We start from the raw sequence: 17,245 nt of genomic DNA on the forward strand, positions 1-17,245 counted from the left end.
CAGTAAGAAACTCATGAATACTTTCACAAATTGGAAAACCCTTAATTGGCCTGAATATGGTGCAGAGTTGGTGGGAACTGCTTTCAATCTCTTGGTTGGATTCAGTATAATCACCTTCAATTTTGCCAAAGGCTTGCCTATGGAGCATCTCATCCCCGCAGTGAGTCCTCGTTTATTAATTAATGGCCTCATTTTTGCTGGAAGTGGTGCATTATTTAGCATTTCCCCTTTAGGGAAACTGAGTGGTTCGCACCTCAACCCCTGCTTATCCTTGGCATTCTGGCTGCAAGGCAAAATGCATAAATATGACTTAATTGGATATATTTTCGGTCAATTTATTGGCGCAATTATTGGCGCATCTTTAGCATTAGCTTTGTGGGGAAATTACCTGATAAGCGTCAATTATTGTATCACTTCACCTGGGATAGGCTATCCATTGTGGTATGTATTTATTGCTGAAGTTTTCATGACATTTCTGTTAGTGCTGTCTATCTTTATCTTCTTGAGTCATCATCAGCTATTACGCTGGACTCCTCTAATGGCATGGCTTCTCGTGGCAACTATGGTTTGGTTAGGAGCGCCCATTTCTGGCACTAGTTTGAATACAGCACGCAGCATTGGGCCTGCTTTTCTAGCATGGTCTTGGCAAAATCAATGGCTTTATTGTATTGCATCTCCACTAGGTGCATTAACTGCCGTAGGAGCTTTTCAACTGATATCTATGGGTGAACGCGAAGTTTTGACAGGCAAACTTTTTCATGTTCCCAATTATCGTTGTATTTTTAAGAATGTTAAAGTACCGCATCTGTAGCTTTAAAGAAGAATTCAAGATTCAAGATAAATTACTTTAGGGTTAAGAGGTTGTTTTAAAAGTCCTTTCGTCGGTAGCAAAACGTTATCGATCCCCCCTAGCCCACGCCAGTCGCTCCACTTGGGGAGACCCCAAGACCTCGCTGGCTCCCCTTAAAAAGGGGGGAACCGGAATTAAAGCCCCCAATTTATCGGGGGGTTGGGGGGATCTGAAAGTGTCTAAAGTCACAGTGAAATACTTTTCAAACATCCTCTAAAGCAGCTACTAATTGAAGACGACTAAATCCTTCGCACATCGTCTCCAATGAGAGAAGATTTAGTGCGATATTTCACCTCATATTTATCCGCCACCCGTACATAATTCACACTTAATTCTGACTCCTTTTTTATAAGCCCTGAAAACATAAAAATACTCTAGAAAGAGAAAAACAATGAAGAAACTAGAAGGTAAAGTAGCTTTAGTAACTGGTAGTAGTGGAGGAATTGGCCAAGCTATTGCCGTACATCTTGCTGAACAAGGTGCAGATGTTGTGATTGATTACCGCTCTCATCCCGAAGGCGCTCAAGAAACTCTGTCGAAAGTAGAAGCTGCTGGCAGCAAAGGTTTAACTGTTAAAGCTGACTTGAGTGTAATTAGCGACATCCGTCAACTTCTAGACCAGGGTATTCAATACTTTGGCAAGTTAGACATTTTAGTGAACAATGCTGGTATCGACGGTCGGAATGCTGACTTCTGGAACATCACCGAAGCCGACTATGATGCAGTGATTAATCTCAACCTCAAAGGGACATTTTTCGCGACTCAAGCAATAGTGCAGCACTTTATCGAAACCAAGCGAACCGGCAAAATCATCAATATTAGCTCTACCCATGAGGAAATAGCATTCCCCCACTTCACTGCCTACTGTGCCAGCAAGGGCGGTGTAAAGATGACGATGCGTAACCTAGCAGTTGAGCTTGGCCCTCTGGGAATTACAATTAACAACGTGGCTCCTGGAGCAATTGAGACACCAATCAATAGTAAGCTGTTAAATGACCCCGAAAAATTAGCAGCGCTGTTAAAAAATATTCCCTTGGGTCGCTTAGGTAAGCCCCAGGATATTGCGCCTATAGTTGCTTTCTTAGCCTCAGCCGATGCTGACTACATCACAGGCGCAACCTTCTATGTAGATGGAGGATTGAGTCGGAGCTATCATGAGCAATAGGTAAGCTAGAACGCTAACCCTTTCAAGGTGACTCCTAAAATTTGTTTTTTTCTCTCTGCTCTCTCTGTGCCTCTGCGGTTTAAAAGTAATTTATTTAACCTTATTAGGCGCAGAAGTAAAGAGATTAAATATGCAACCTTTATGTGAAACAGCTTAGTTTGTGTTGGCTCTACCGTTCTAGAGTTTTTGCGATCTGGACTACAGAACGTACTATCACTTATGAGTATCAACTTTGGACGCGAAACTTGTGGTGTTCTCGATCTGGCAGCAGGGCGAGAATGGTTGGTAACTAATGGTATCGGTGGTTATGCTTCAGGCACAGTATCAGGTATACTTACGCGTCGCTATCACGGATTACTCGTGGCAGCATTGAAGCCACCGCTGATGAGAACTCTGTTATTAGCTAAGTTAGATGAAACGGCTCTATATGACGGACGCAATTATTCCCTTGGAGCCAACCGTTGGGCTGGTGGAGCCGTTAATCCAGATGGTTATCAGCACATTGAATCGTTCGAGTTAGAAGGCACAATACCAACATGGCGATTTGCTTGTGCGGATGCTTTATTGGAAAAACGTATATGGATGCAACCCGGCAGCAATACCACCTATGTTCAATATTATCTGCGTCGTGCCACTCAACCACTGATGCTAAAGCTGAAAGCACTGGTAAATTATCGGGATTATCACGGTAACACACATGCACGAGGCTGGCAGATGAACGTTGATGCTATTGAACATGGTGTCCGTGTTACTGCTTTTAAGGAAGCTGTGCCATTGTATCTATTAAGCGATTCGCCTAAGGGCGATCGCTGCGCTTCAGGGGGACATGCAACACCTGCCCACGAGTGGTATTATGAATTCGATTTAGCCAGAGAACGCGATCGCGGACTCGACGATCGCGAAGATCATCTACATGCAGCCACCTTTGACGCTACCCTCCAGCCCGGTGGATCGCTCACCTTTGTTGCCAGCACCGAGATGCATCCAGAGTTAAATGGCCAAGTAGCCTTAGAGTTACCTCGCTCCCTTGAGCCAAAGCTGCTGGAATTCTGGAAACAAAGCCGTGTACATGCCAAAGCAGATCCAGAGTGGGTGCATCAGCTAGTCCTCGCTGCCGACCAATTCATCGTTAGTCGCCCATTGCCCGATCAACCCAACGGCAAAACAATCATTGCTGGTTATCATTGGTTTGGTGACTGGGGGCGGGATACAATGATTAGCTTACCTGGTTTGACAATCTCGGTTGGTCGTCCAGAGGTGGCACGCCCTATTTTACGTACTTTTGCCCGCTACGTAGACCAAGGTATGTTACCTAACCGCTTTCCCGATGTCGGTGAAGCACCAGAATACAATACAGTAGATGCAACCCTCTGGTACTTTGAAGCGATTCGCGCTTACTATGCGGCAACTAAAGATGAAGAACTGCTAAGTGAACTCTTTCCTGTGCTAGCAGAGATTATTAATTGGCATCGTCAAGGAACGCGCTACAACATCCACCTAGACCCGAATGATGGTCTAATTTATGCAGGTGAAGCAGGCGTCCAACTCACCTGGATGGACGCTAAAATTGATGATTGGGTGGTTACGCCACGCATTGGCAAACCCATAGAAGTTAATGCCCTGTGGTGTAATGCTTTGGGAACTATGGCAAACTTTGCACAAAAGCTGGGTAAGCCTTACCAAGAATACAAGCAGATGCAAGAGCTTGCAAATACAGGATTTCAGCGCTTTTGGAACGATGCAGTTGGTTACTGCTACGATGTTCTAGATGGGCCTGAAGGACACGACGATTCATTGCGACCAAACCAGATATTCGCTGTGTCGTTACCAGAAAGCCCCCTAACTCCAGTTCAACAACGGAGTGTAGTGGAATCTTGTGCGCGATCGCTTCTCACCTCCCACGGTCTACGCAGTCTTGACCCCAACCATCCCCAATATCAAGGTCATTACGGTGGAGATCGGCTTCAGCGAGATAGTGTTTATCACCAGGGAACGGTTTGGGGCTGGCTGATTGGGCCGTTTGTTTTAGCCCACCTGCGTGTTTTCAACAATCCAGCCCAAGCTCGAAGCTTACTTGAGCCAATGGCTAATCATCTACGCGCTCACGGCGTCGGTAGTCTCAGTGAAATTTTTGATGGCGATGAGCCACTCACCCCACGGGGTTGTATTGCTCAAGCCTGGACGGTCGCAGAAGTGCTTCGCGCCTGGATAGCAACAGAACCTACCACAGAGAATTCTGAATTTTAAGTTTTGCATTCATCCAAAATCAGCATAAATAGTATTGTTTGAGCCACTTTAAACAACCTTGTGCTAAAGATTTTTAATCCAAAATCCTAAATTGCTATGACCCAAGAAGAAGCAAGATTAGCAGCAGATCGCGATCGCACAGCCTACTGGAAACGATGGGGTTCCTACTTGAGCGAACGCCAGTGGGGAACAGTGCGGGAAGACTATAGCCCTGATGGTACCGCCTGGGAATTCTTTCCCCACGACCATGCCCGCTCTCGCGCCTATCGCTGGGGAGAAGATGGGATTGGGGGAATTTCTGATAATCATCAGCGATTATGTTTTGCGATCGCTCTCTGGAATGGTGAAGATGCAATTCTCAAAGAGAGACTTTTCGGCCTCACCGGGAATGAGGGGAATCACGGAGAAGATGTTAAAGAATATTACTTCTATCTGGATAACACCCCGACTCATTCCTACATGAAATATCTTTATAAATATCCCCAAGCTGCTTTTCCATACAGCCAGTTGGTAGAAGAAAATCACCGTAGAGGTCGCCAAAGTCCAGAGTTTGAATTAATCGACACAGGTATATTTGACCAAGACCGCTATTTTGATGTATTTGTTGAGTATGCTAAGGCTTCACCCGACGATATTTTAATTGAAATCCGCGCGATTAACCGAGGCCCAGAAGCAAAAACACTGCATTTGTTACCAACGCTTTGGTTTCGCAACACCTGGTCTTGGACTTCTAATCAAGAAGAGAAGCCGTGGTTAAAAATTAGCCAATCTAACTCTGACCTCAGCTCCATTGAAGCTTATCACCCTTCTTTAAAAACTCGATGGCTGTACTGTAATGAAACTCCAGAACTACTATTTACAGAAAATGAGACTAATAATCAAAGATTGTTTGGGGTCAGCAATGCTTCGCCATACGTTAAAGATGGCATAAATAATTATGTAGTGAATGGGCAAAAAACGGCTATCAATCCTAGTCGGATTGGTACTAAGTTTGCGGCTCGTTACGAATTGCACATTGGTGCAGGTGAAACCAAGACAGTACGATTGCGGTTAAGTGACGGGCAAAATTTAACTGCACCATTCGGGACTGAATTTGATACAGTTTGGCAACAGCGCCAGCACGAGGCGGATGAATTTTATCAGCGAATATGTCCGTTGCCGATGTTAGAAGACAAGCGGAATGTACAGCGACAAGCATTTGCTGGGATGCTATGGAGCAAACAATTTTACTACTATGTAGCCGACCAATGGCTAAAAGGCGATCCGGCTGACCCCCGACCGCCAGCATCACGGCTCAATGGCAGAAACCACGAATGGTTTCATTTATTTAACGACGATGTAATCTCCATGCCCGATAAATGGGAATACCCTTGGTTTGCGGCTTGGGATTTAGCTTTTCATGTAATTCCGCTCGCCATGATTGACCCGGATTTTGCCAAGCTGCAACTGAGCCGCTTAACACGCGAGTGGTATATGCATCCTAACGGTCAACTACCAGCTTATGAATGGGCTTTTGGTGATGTGAATCCGCCGGTTCATGCTTGGGCAACATGGCAAGTTTATCAGATTGAGCAAAAAATCTATGGTCGTGCGGATAAAAAATTTCTGGAGAGTGTCTTTCAAAAATTGCTGCTGAACTTTACTTGGTGGGTTAACCGGAAAGATTTTGAGGGCAAAAATATCTTTCAGGGTGGCTTTCTCGGTATGGATAATATTGGTGTCTTCGATCGCAGCGTTCAGCTACCAACTGGTGGATATCTGCAACAAGCAGATGGTACAAGTTGGATGGCGATGTATTCTCTGAATATGTTGACCATCGCTCTAGAGTTAGCCAAAGAAAATTCCACCTACGAAGACATCGCCAGCAAGTTTTTCGAGCATTTCTTATATATTGCTGATGCCATGAACGGCATTGGTGAAACTGAAATCGCGCTATGGGATGAAACTGATGGCTTTTACTACGATGCTCTACATTTACCTGATAGCCATCAATTCCCGATGAAAGTGCGATCGCTAGTAGGGCTAATTCCATTATGTGCGGTGAGCATTTTAGAACCAGAGACCTTAAAACAGCTCCCAGGTTTTAGGGAGCGGACGCAATGGTTTCTGAAAAATCGCCCCGATCTGACCCGAAATATTGCTTGTATGCACAAACAAGGAATTGGTGAGCGCCGACTGCTAGCGATCGCTTATCCAGATAAACTCCGTCGCATTCTAGAAAAAATGTTAGATGCAACAGAATTTTTCAGCCCTTATGGTATTCGCTCTGTTTCTAAAGTTCATGCGTCTCATCCTTACACTTTGACCGTAGATGGTCGGGAGTATCGAGTAGATTACGAACCTGCTGAATCTAGCACAGGGATGTTTGGCGGTAATTCCAACTGGCGCGGGCCAATTTGGTTTCCCATTAATTATTTACTGCTAGAATCGCTACAAAAATTCTATCGCTACTTCGGCGACGATTTCAAAGTAGAGTGCCCCACCGGTTCAGGCCAAATGATGACGCTCAAAGAAGTATCAATTGAATTAGCTCAAAGGCTGATCCAAATTTTTCTGGCAGATGGTTCTGGTAAACGACCTTTTTATGGTGGAACAGAAAAATTCCAAACTGACCCAAATTGGCGCGACCTGATTCTATTCAATGAATACTTTCATGGAGATAATGGCGCTGGTATTGGTGCTAGTCATCAAACTGGTTGGACAGGTTTAATCGCCAAATTAATCCAGCAATGTGCAGAACAGGCACTGTCAGATTAATTTCAGATTTTTGGGAAAATATATCGTGTCCGGTCAATCATTTACAGTATGTCATTGCGTACTCCTTTGGAGAACCCTTTGGCGCAGCCTCTGGTAGAGAAAGGTACGTAATACCAATTGTCAAAAATGCTACAAATATACCATTTGTAGAGACGCGATTCATCGCGTCTTTACCCAAGGATGTGTTGAAATCATTAATTGAATTGGTATAAGGCGAAGCCATCCCGTTCGCGTAGCGTCTCCGTCAGGAGAAGGGTAGCGATCGCAAGCTTTTGAGATTGCCACGCTCCGCTCGCAATGACAAGCATTTAAATCGAAATGAAATCACTAATTTTCAAAATGCGTGAACTTTCCCAATTCATTTATTAACCACGGTGATGGATTATTAACTTTCCAAAGCAGATAAATTTTTTTGTTGTAACTTACATAAACTTCTCGTTAACCTTCTACATCGTATATAAAATCAACACTGGATGCGTTAGCTTGAGCGAACGCATCCTACCATTTAGATATCTTAAATAGTTTAAAATATTCTTGCTTACTTATTTACATATCAAAAGAATACAAACTTCACCCAAAATTTAAACCCTTGTATCTATATTAGTTGTTCTTTAAAGTTAATTTATATAAACTCCTTAATAGGCAAGAAATTACCGGAATGAATAGATTTAAAATTTACACTTTAGTTGCGAAGTTTTGATTCAGTAAGTACTGGCTAAATGGATGAGTAGGTATTACAAATAGTAATCCTACTTCTGGGAAATTTTGTAGTCAATAATTAAGGGGAAAATTAACACAACTTTAGCCATTAATGAATTGCTAAAAATACCATTAATAATTTATTGATGACTAAAAGTGTGCTAAATAACCTATCAGTTAAATTCCATAATAACAGAGAGAGAAAGAATGACTTTAACTACAGATAGATATCAGGTTGAACTAGAAATACCTGATTACCAATTAGAATCGGGATGTTCGCATCCTTTCGGTGCGGTACCAAACAAAGATGGAGTAAACTTTTCCATCTTTTCAGAACATGCTACCTCTGTCGAACTCTTATTGTTCGATCGGGATGACGCTCCGCAGCCAACGCAAATTATTAAGTTAAACCCAAAGTTCAATAAAACCTTCCACTTTTGGCATGTTTATGTGAGAGGGTTAAAACCGGGCGCTCACTATGCTTATCGAGTTAATGGTAATCCTGATTTACACGGAGCAGGACACCGCTTTAATAAAAATAAGGTACTGCTTGACCCTTATGCTAGAGGAAACACCAACACTCTTTGGCAACGCAACGATGCTTTAGGGACAAAAGACAACCTAACTACATCTATGCGTAGTGTAGTTATTGATATATCTGATTATGACTGGGAAGGCGATCGCCCGCTCAACCGCTCGATGAGTGACACCATCATTTATGAGGTACATGTTGGCGGATTTACCAGTTCGCCTTCTTCAGATTGCAAACACCCCGGCACTTTTCATGGAATTATCGAGAAAATTCCTTACCTAAAAGAGTTAGGAATCACAGCTGTTGAACTGTTGCCAATATTTGACTTTGACGAAAAGAATATTCTCCGAGAAGTCAACGGTAAGGAACTAAAAGACTATTGGGGATACAACCCCCACAGTTACTTTGCTCCAGAAGCTTCATATTGTGCTTTTCCTGATGTCGGGAATCATATCAGAGAGTTTCGAGATTTGGTCAAGGCTTTACATAAAGAAGGGATTGAAGTCATTCTAGATGTAGTCTTTAATCATACCGATGAAGGCAATCATGAAGGCCCAACCATCAGCTTCAAAGGTCTTTTTAATGATATCTTTTATCACCTAGTGCCTTGGGATAAGCAGTACTACATGGACTACTCCGGGTGTGGCAATACCGTCAACTGCAACCATCCCATAGTAGAAAAGTTAATTGTAGATTGTCTGGAATTTTGGGTGAAAGAGATGCATGTCGATGGTTTCCGTTTTGATGAAGCCTCCATCCTATCTCGCAGCCAAGAGGGAGTACCAATGATCCATCCGCCGGTGATTTGGCAGATTGAAACATCCGAAACACTAGCTGACACCAAAATCATTGCCGAGGCTTGGGATGCCGGTGGGCTTTATCAAATTGGCGATTTCCCTGGATATCGTTGGGCAGAATGGAACGGACGTTTTCGAGATGACATCCGCCGCTTTGTCAAAGGAGATGCAGGAATGGTTGGGGCAGTTGCTTGGCGCATTGCTGGAAGTTCTGACCTTTATCAATCGAGCAGACATTTACCGATTAACAGCATCAACTTTATTAGCTGTCATGATGGATTTACCCTCAATGATTTAGTTTCGTACAACTACAAGCACAATGAAGCGAATGGTGAAAACAATCGGGATGGCATCAATGACAATTTAAGTTGGAATTGTGGAGTTGAAGGAGAAACAGACAATCCACTAATTGATGGATTACGCCGCCGACAGATTAAGAATTTTGCAGCCATTCTCATGCTCTCCCAAGGCGTACCAATGGTTGTGGCTGGTGATGAAATCAGACGGACTCAAAAGGGTAACAACAACGCTTACTGCCAAGATAACGAAATTAGTTGGTTAGATTGGAATCTTGCAGAAAAGAATGCTGATATTTTCAGGTTCTTCAAACTGATGATTAATTTCCGCAAGTGTTACTGCCATTCTGCCTTACGCCGGAGTAATTTTTTCACTGGTGAAGTTAACGAGCGCGGTTTAGCAGACATTGCTTGGCATGGCTGTAAGTTGTTCAAACCAGGTTGGCACGACTCTCATGCCAGAGTTCTCGCATTTACCCTCGGAGGCTTTGAAGGAGAAGCGGATATTCATGTGATGCTCAACATGTACTGGGAAGACCTCGACTTTGAAATTCCTTCTATTAAAGGTAGAAAATGGTGCAGAGTCGTAGATACTGCTCTTCCTTCTCCGATGGATATTGCCGAACCAGGCGAAGAAACTGTAGTTTCAGCTAATGCCTATCTTGTTAAAGAGCGTAGCGTTGTTGTTTTAGTTTCCAAATGGTTTCCAGTTAATGAATTTCCAATCAGGAGCGAATTCAATGAGTAATATAGACTTTTCATTTTCGGATTTGATTGCTGGGTATGTTACCGCTTTTGATTCAAGTAAAGGAGATTCTGGTACTTTTGATCTCAAAACTTCAGATGGCAGGAAATTTGAAGTAGCATTGACCTCAATGACCTATGCTGAACTAGTACGCAATTTAGATGAACCTTTCTTTGATTGCACTAGCCAAATAAGTTCGCTGCTGGTTCCAAATTGCTATCTTTTCGCATATGGCATTTTTTATCCTGAAGCAGGCGAGCAAAAGTTTGAAGCTAAACACATAGTTTTTCTGGGTAGAACAGAAAACGAGTATCTTTTTGAAAGACCAGATTGGTGGGTCAAGCAGATACGAAGTCTTGGCGATTTTTACCTCAAGGCCCAGTTTGAAGATGGCGAAATTGATTATCGAAAATATCGCACCGGTATCGGTTTAGTTGGTTCCAAAGAAGATAGTACTCGTCAGGAAACTGACACGATTTCTCGTCTAGTTTACGGTTTTGCCACAGCCTATATGATGACTGGGGACGATCGCTATCTTGAAGCTGCGGAAAAAGGCACTGAATACCTCCGCCAACACATGCGTTTTCTCGATGAAGGCGAAGGAATTTGCTATTGGTATCATGCTGTTGATGTGAAACCAGGTGGTAGCGAGCAGAAAATATTCTCCTCAGAATTTGGGGATGATTATGATGCTATTCCAGCTTACGAGCAAATTTATGCCCTGGCTGGCCCCACCCAAACCTATCGGATAACAGGCGATCCGCGCATCATCAAAGATATCGAGTTGACGATTAATCTGTTTGACAAGTATTTCTTGGACAAAACAGAGAAAGGAGGATTTTTCTCTCACATCGATCCGATTACTCTCAGTCCCCACTCTCAGACTCTAGGCCACAATCGCGCCAAGAAGAACTGGAACTCTGTAGGCGACCATGCCCCAGCTTATTTGATCAATCTTTGGCTAGCGACTGGCAAAGAAGAATACGCAAACTTCTTGGAGTACACCTTCGACACCATTGAGAAGCGGTTCCCAGATTATGACCATAGCCCATTTGTTCAAGAACGTTTTTATGAGGACTGGACTCACGATACAACTTGGGGATGGCAGCAAAATCGAGCAGTTGTAGGTCATAACCTGAAAATTGCTTGGAACTTAATGCGGATGAACCACCTGAAACCAAAAGAAAACTATGTGACTCTGGCAGAAAAGATTGCAGAAATCATGCCAGCAGTCGGTAGCGACCAACAGCGTGGAGGGTGGTACGATGTAGTCGAACGCACCTTAAAACCAGGGCAAGAGGTACACCGCTTTGTCTGGCATAACCGGAAAGCTTGGTGGCAACAAGAACAAGCTATCTTAGCCTACCTGATATTGAATGGCTCACTTGATAAACCTGAGTATCAACGCCAAGCCCGTGAAGCGGCAGCTTTCTATAATGCTTGGTTCCTCGATTACGTCGCTGGGGGTATCTACTTCAATGTTCTGTCAAATGGGATTCCCTACTTGCTAGGAACAGAACGAGGCAAGGGGAGCCACTCAATGAGCGGTTACCACTCGTTTGAATTGGCCTACTTATCTTGCGTTTATACGAATTTGCTGATTACTAAACAGCCAATGGATTTGTACTTTAAACCAAAACCAGGTGGCTTTAAAGACAACATCCTGCGAGTTGCACCAGATATCTTGCCACCAGGCAGTGTGCGGATTGGCGATGTATGGATCGATGGCCAAAGGTATGCCGATTTTGATGCTACAAACCTAACAGTCAAACTGCCAGTTACTCAAGAGGATCTGAAAGTTAGAGTCAGACTTCTTCCGACTCAAGTATCTTTCGACGCAACCCTGTTAGAAGTCAATAATGGTATTGCCAAAATCTCCTTAACTGGGTTATTGGATGCTAATGGTGTGGTACATTTTCAGGAAGCGATCGCTAAAGCTACAGCACAGCCAATCAATCGTCTGGTCTTACTACTACAAGACCTGGAATGTATTACTACTGCTGGTCTACGCTCTCTGATTTTCGCCAAGCAAAAGCTGGGTTCTGATGTTGAACTCTACATAGTCGGCGCACCAGAAAATGTGAAACAATTCCTGATGATGAGTGCATTTTGCGACAGTGTAACCGTTTTGGATGAGTATGAAACTGTTCAGTTGGCAAGTGTCTAAGTTGCGTTAAAAGACATTGTAGTAGTCCTAATTAGATAAGAGATACATAGTTCCAACAACAGAACTGCGGTTTATCGAAAGCTGTTAGGACTACCCTCAATACAGTTCGATTAAGGAAAGTTATTTGTTAAAAGGAGTAAAGGGAACAGGGAGCGCGGGGGGTGGTGGGAAAGAAAAACTTCCCCAGTACACTTAGCCTCCCTTAATCTTTAAGCATATTATTTTATACTAAAAATACAGGCTTTGTGGCTAGTTAAATAATTACAAATATCATCCCTAGAAAGGAGTTATTTTGGTTAATCCTGTACTATTGACTGTTGACGATGACCCCGGAGTTCTACGAGTAATAGAGCGAGATCTCCGATATGAGTATGGCGATCGCTTTCGGGTACTACGAGCCGACTCAGGTGCAAATGCTTTGAGAGTACTGCAACAAGTAAAATTACGTAACGAGACAGTTGCCCTCTGTGTGGTAGACCAGCGGATGCCACAAATGTCGGGCGTGCAGTTCCTTGAACAGGCTATGGAAATTTTCCCGTCTGCAAAACGAGTTTTATTAACAGCTTATGCAGACACCGATGCTGCTATCTCTGCGATAAATACAGCAAAGATTGATTACTATCTTCTCAAACCCTGGGAGCCGCCACAAGAGCTTCTGTACCCAGTTCTTAGCGATTTATTAGACGATTGGATTTCGTCATACCGCCCACCCTTTGAAGGTATCCGCGTTATTGGCTCCCGTTGGTCGCCCAAGAGTCATCACATTAAGGACTTCTTGGCCCGCAACTATATGCCTTATCAGTGGTTGGACATTGAGGTAGAGGAAGAAGCGCGTCAGTGGGTTACTTATGCTCAATGCAATACCGCAGATTTGCCACTAGTAGTTTGCTCTGACGGTTCGTATCTGACACAGCCAACGCACGCCGAAATTGCTGAAAAAATCGGGTTGAAGATGCAGGCCCAAATGCCCTTTTACGATTTGGCGATCGTGGGGGCTGGCCCAGCTGGTTTAGCAGCAGCAGTCTATGGAGCTTCTGAAGGTCTACGCACAGTATTGATTGAAAAAGAGGCTCCAGGGGGTCAAGCAGGGACGAGTTCCCGGATCGAGAACTATTTAGGCTTTCCCCAAGGAATTGCTGGATCGGAATTAGCTCGCCGCGCCGTTACTCAAGCTAAACGATTCGGGGTTGAGATTCTCTCGCCTCAAGAGGTAATTGAGATTCGCTTGCAAGATTCTTATCGGATCATCAAGCTGAAAGATGGGGCAGAATTTAGCTGTTACGCACTGCTGATTGCAACAGGTGTCTCATACCGCAAGCTGGATGTACCTGGGATTGAGAATGTGACTGGGGCCGGTGTCTACTACGGTGCGGCAATGACCGAAGCACTTTCTTGCCAAAATGAAGATGTTTATCTAGTTGGCGGAGCTAACTCAGCCGGGCAGGCTGCGGTGTACATTTCTAAGTACGCCCGTAATGTGACTATGTTGGTACGCGGCAACTCACTGGCTACAAGTATGTCAAAGTACTTGATAGACCAAATTTTAGCAACAGACAATATTACAGTACGGTTTCACTCCCACATCATTGAGGTTCATGGCCAGACTAGCTTAGAGGCAATTACGCTTGCTAACACTAAAACCCACGAACAAGAAACCATTCCCACAAAGTTGCTGTTCGTTTTAATTGGTGCAAAGCCCCACACTGATTGGCTGGGTGGGGTTGTGGAAAGAGACGAACAAGGGTTTATTTTAACCGGGCCAAGCTTGATACCTAATAAACGATGTTCAAAAGCATGGAAACTGGATCGCCAACCCTTCCTGCTTGAATCCAGCGTACCAGGCATATTTGTGGCTGGAGATGTGCGTAATGGCTCTGTGAAACGAGTTGCTTCTGGCGTTGGAGAGGGTGCGATCGCTATCCAGTTTATTCATCAATATTTAAGTAAGGTGTAATTATGTTAAATGCCTTGCGTCAAGTGTCACTTTTTGCACAATTGACAGATGAGCAATTCCAATGGTTGTTTGAACACGGCCATCAATTATGGCTGGTTCCAGGAGAATACATAGCCCTTGAGGGAGAACCAATAGAGAATTTCTACGTGCTGATAGAAGGCGAGATTGAGTTTAGAAAACAGGTCGGCAATGTAGAAAGACACATAATGAGTTTTGGCCCTGGTACATATACAGGTCACGAGCTGATTCTATTAGATGTTCCTCACTATCTCGTTAACGTGCGTGCTGTGAAACCAACTTATATGTTGAAATGGGACACAGATACGTTTTGGCAAATGCTGACAACCTGTCCGTCGATTACACGCGACCTTTTAATCATCACGGCGCAACGGGTGCAAATGTTGGAATCTATGTCACAACACCACCAAAAGCTAATTGCACTGGGTACTTTAGCAGCTGGGCTGGCCCACGAGTTGAACAACCCAGCAACAGCCGTTGTCCGAGGTGGAAAGCACTTGCACAAAATCTTTCAACAATTGCCCTACCTGGGACTTAAACTCAATCACAGGCAGATGACAAAAGAACAACTCCTGTTTCTTGACAACTTGCTGCACTCAGTAATTGTACGTGCCGAAACACGCTGCGACTTAGAAGATTTACTAGCGCAGAGCGATCGCGAGCAAGAGGTAACAGCCTGGTTGGATTTACACAACGTGCCTGATGGCTGGAAAATTGTTTCTTCCTTAGTTCGGGGAGGAGTAGATACTCAATCCCTAGATACTATTGTGGAGTATTTACCCCCAGAATCACTCGCTGAAGTTCTAGCTTGGCTTGAGGCCACACTCACAGGAATTGAGCTATTGGACGAAATTGACCAAAGTTCGGGGCGCATTTCCGAACTAGTCAAAGCTATTAAAGAGTACTCCTATATGGATCGGGCACCGATGCAGGAGGTGGATATACACCAAGGGCTTGAAAGTACATTAACTATTCTCGGTCATAAGCTCAAGAGCGGCATTACTCTAACGCGCGATTATGACCGGAGCCTACCACTAATCTCAGTGTATGGTAGCGAACTCAACCAGGTATGGACGAATTTGATTGACAATGCGATCGATGCAATGAGTGGACAAGGACAAATCAGGATTCGCACAGCACGAGAAAATAACTGTGTGCTCGTAGAAATTGCCAACAACGGCCCAGCCATTTCGCTAGAGATCCAAGAGCGGATATTCGAGCCATTCTTTACCACTAAGGGGGTAGGTCAGGGAACAGGTTTAGGTCTAGTCATTAGTTACCGAATTGTTGAAAAGCATAAAGGCGAGATCCGCTTGTTCTCCGAACCAGGAAACACCCGTTTTCAGGTTATTCTGCCCATATCTTTGCCTGAAACAATATCTGAATGCCATCAATACGAATTTATCCCATCCGATAATACTATGCAATTTATCCACAGTTGATTTAGGAGTGTGTGGGATGAATAAATGGTTGAAATCTCCTGAGTTACGTATTAGTCAAGGTAAGGAAGAAGAACGGCACGCGACGTGGTTAGAACTCTTTTTCGATCTATTTTTCGTGGTTGCGATTTCGGAGCTTGCTCATAATCTCAATCGGGATATCTCACTATCGGGCTTCCTTGGCTTTCTGCTGCTCTTTGTGCCGATTTGGTGGTCTTGGATTGGCGCTACATTCTACGCCAATCTATTTGATACTGATGATTTGGGACACCGACTCCTGACCGCCTTACAGATGCTTGCAGTGGCGGCACTAGCAGTGAACATACACGATGGGTTAGGTAAAAGTTCAGTTGGTTTCGCCCTTTCCTACGCTGTTGTTCGGATGTTGCTCGTCGTCGAACTGTTACGTGCTGGAAAGCATATAGTTACAGCACGACCACTAACGACCCGAATCGCGAGCAGTTCTGGGCTAGGGGCATTGGTTTGGCTGGTGTCCGCATTTGTACCGATGCCACTGCGATTTTGGTTTTGGATCTTAGCGCTGACAGTAGAATTTGGAATAGTATTGACAGCAGGAAAATCCGTGCATGTGGAACTGGCTCCCCATGCTTCACACTTGCCTGAGCGTTTTGGCTTATTTACCTTAATTGTGTTAGGCGAGACAGTCTTAGGGGTAATTAATGGTGTCGCGCAGCAGCAGTGGAATTTCTCATCAGCATGTACTGCCGTGTTTGGCTTGAGTATTGCTTTTAGTTTGTGGTGGCTGTATTTTGACAATCTTGGCGGTTCAGCAATCCAGGCTGCTCGTGCCTGCCAACATATAAGAGCTTATCAGACTTGGGTCCATATGCATTTACCTTTGGTGATTGGTATTGCCGCTACCGGAGTTGGGGTGGAGCACGCCCTGGCAAGTGATACAGGTCTGGTACTGGCGTCTGCTGAACGCTGGCTTATTTGCGTTAGCTTGGCAATGTGCTTTTTTATTCTTGGAATTATCTATCTTACTGGTATAAGCACTGATACGAGACTACGCTGCAAAGTCCGGGCGGGGTATCGCTTTCTGGCAGCAGCTGTTATTTTGATTCTCGCTGTAGCTGGTGCGGGTTTGTCTGCTATGGAGTTGATTGGGCTTATAGCTGTGGTTGGTGCTGTTCAAATTATCCTCGATCTGCGTCAGGTTAGTAGTTTTTCATAGAACCCATTTGGGATCTTTGGCATTCCATCTCTAGCTATTGGGGTAACTTTTATTGTGCGATCGCTCCGCTGTTTACTCGCTCATCAACCAAACTCTATGCCTTATTTTATCGTATTGATTAGCTAGCTTTTGATGTTTGCATCTACATCTTATAAGCTAGCCACAGCAAAGCTTTGATAGTTTTCGGAGATGTCTATTAATCATATATGGCTTAAGCGCTAAATATTAAGCCATATTATAAGCTAAACAAAATCCTCCTCAAACGATCGTGAGGAGGATTTTTAGAATTATAAAACCTGGCATCGAGCTATTTTTGCGTAGGGCTACCCCTAAACTATCGTGGCCGCAGCAGCGTTTCACCTCTGAGTTCGGGAAGGGTTCAGT

General features: G+C 44.1%; 9 protein-coding genes and 1 rRNA gene. 9 read left to right on the plus strand and 1 reads right to left on the minus strand.

Annotated features, from left to right (window positions below):
- Positions 1 to 13: 13 nt before the first annotated feature.
- From V7L01_RS12030 to V7L01_RS12070, 9 genes are all read left to right on the plus strand, one after another.
- On the plus strand, positions 14 to 811 hold the full coding sequence (locus V7L01_RS12030) for an MIP/aquaporin family protein (protein WP_335034964.1): 798 nt from the start codon (positions 14 to 16) through the stop codon (positions 809 to 811).
- A gap of 430 nt (positions 812 to 1,241) precedes the next feature.
- The gene (locus tag V7L01_RS12035) at positions 1,242 to 2,015 is read left to right on the plus strand and encodes a glucose 1-dehydrogenase (protein ID WP_335034966.1); all 774 of its coding nucleotides are present in this window, start codon (positions 1,242 to 1,244) and stop codon (positions 2,013 to 2,015) included.
- 219 nt (positions 2,016 to 2,234) lie between these two features.
- A complete protein-coding gene (locus V7L01_RS12040) occupies positions 2,235 to 4,262 on the plus strand; it encodes an amylo-alpha-1,6-glucosidase (protein ID WP_335034968.1) in 2,028 nt (675 codons plus the stop codon).
- Positions 4,263 to 4,358: 96 nt separating this feature from the next.
- Positions 4,359 to 7,019, plus strand: coding sequence for an MGH1-like glycoside hydrolase domain-containing protein (locus V7L01_RS12045; protein ID WP_335034970.1), 2,661 nt, complete (start codon positions 4,359 to 4,361; stop codon positions 7,017 to 7,019).
- Between the two features lie 906 nt (positions 7,020 to 7,925).
- On the plus strand, positions 7,926 to 10,091 hold the full coding sequence (gene glgX / locus V7L01_RS12050) for a glycogen debranching protein GlgX (RefSeq protein WP_335034971.1): 2,166 nt from the start codon (positions 7,926 to 7,928) through the stop codon (positions 10,089 to 10,091).
- A complete protein-coding gene (locus tag V7L01_RS12055; protein ID WP_335034973.1) occupies positions 10,084 to 12,255 on the plus strand; it encodes an AGE family epimerase/isomerase in 2,172 nt (723 codons plus the stop codon). The genes glgX and V7L01_RS12055 overlap by 8 nt, the downstream gene beginning before the upstream one ends.
- Positions 12,256 to 12,547: 292 nt before the next feature.
- Positions 12,548 to 14,209, plus strand: coding sequence for an FAD-dependent oxidoreductase (locus V7L01_RS12060; protein ID WP_335034975.1), 1,662 nt, complete (start codon positions 12,548 to 12,550; stop codon positions 14,207 to 14,209).
- A 2-nt stretch (positions 14,210 to 14,211) separates the two neighbouring features.
- A complete protein-coding gene (locus tag V7L01_RS12065; RefSeq protein ID WP_335034977.1) occupies positions 14,212 to 15,669 on the plus strand; it encodes an ATP-binding protein in 1,458 nt (485 codons plus the stop codon).
- A 16-nt stretch (positions 15,670 to 15,685) separates the two neighbouring features.
- Positions 15,686 to 16,861 (plus strand): low temperature requirement protein A, encoded by a 1,176-nt coding sequence (locus V7L01_RS12070; RefSeq protein ID WP_335034979.1) that lies wholly within the window; start codon positions 15,686 to 15,688, stop codon positions 16,859 to 16,861.
- Positions 16,862 to 17,155: 294 nt separating this feature from the next.
- Here the strand turns inward: V7L01_RS12070 and rrf are convergent.
- Positions 17,156 to 17,245: ribosomal RNA gene (gene rrf, locus V7L01_RS35450) — 5S ribosomal RNA — on the minus strand; the annotation flags it as partial.

It is taken from the genome of Nostoc sp., assembly GCF_036917095.1.
Lineage (GTDB): Bacteria > Cyanobacteriota > Cyanobacteriia > Cyanobacteriales > Nostocaceae > Nostoc.

Excerpts from the sequence above, each read along its gene's own strand:
- V7L01_RS12030 (WP_335034964.1), top strand. The coding sequence starts at position 14 with ATGAATACTTTCACAAATTGGAAAACCCTTAATTGGCCTGAATATGGT.
- V7L01_RS12035 (WP_335034966.1), top strand. The coding sequence starts at position 1,242 with ATGAAGAAACTAGAAGGTAAAGTAGCTTTAGTAACTGGTAGTAGTGGA.
- V7L01_RS12040 (WP_335034968.1), top strand. The coding sequence starts at position 2,235 with ATGAGTATCAACTTTGGACGCGAAACTTGTGGTGTTCTCGATCTGGCA.
- V7L01_RS12045 (WP_335034970.1), top strand. The coding sequence starts at position 4,359 with ATGACCCAAGAAGAAGCAAGATTAGCAGCAGATCGCGATCGCACAGCC.
- glgX (WP_335034971.1), top strand. The coding sequence starts at position 7,926 with ATGACTTTAACTACAGATAGATATCAGGTTGAACTAGAAATACCTGAT.
- V7L01_RS12055 (WP_335034973.1), top strand. The coding sequence starts at position 10,084 with ATGAGTAATATAGACTTTTCATTTTCGGATTTGATTGCTGGGTATGTT.
- V7L01_RS12065 (WP_335034977.1), top strand. The coding sequence starts at position 14,212 with ATGTTAAATGCCTTGCGTCAAGTGTCACTTTTTGCACAATTGACAGAT.
- V7L01_RS12070 (WP_335034979.1), top strand. The coding sequence starts at position 15,686 with ATGAATAAATGGTTGAAATCTCCTGAGTTACGTATTAGTCAAGGTAAG.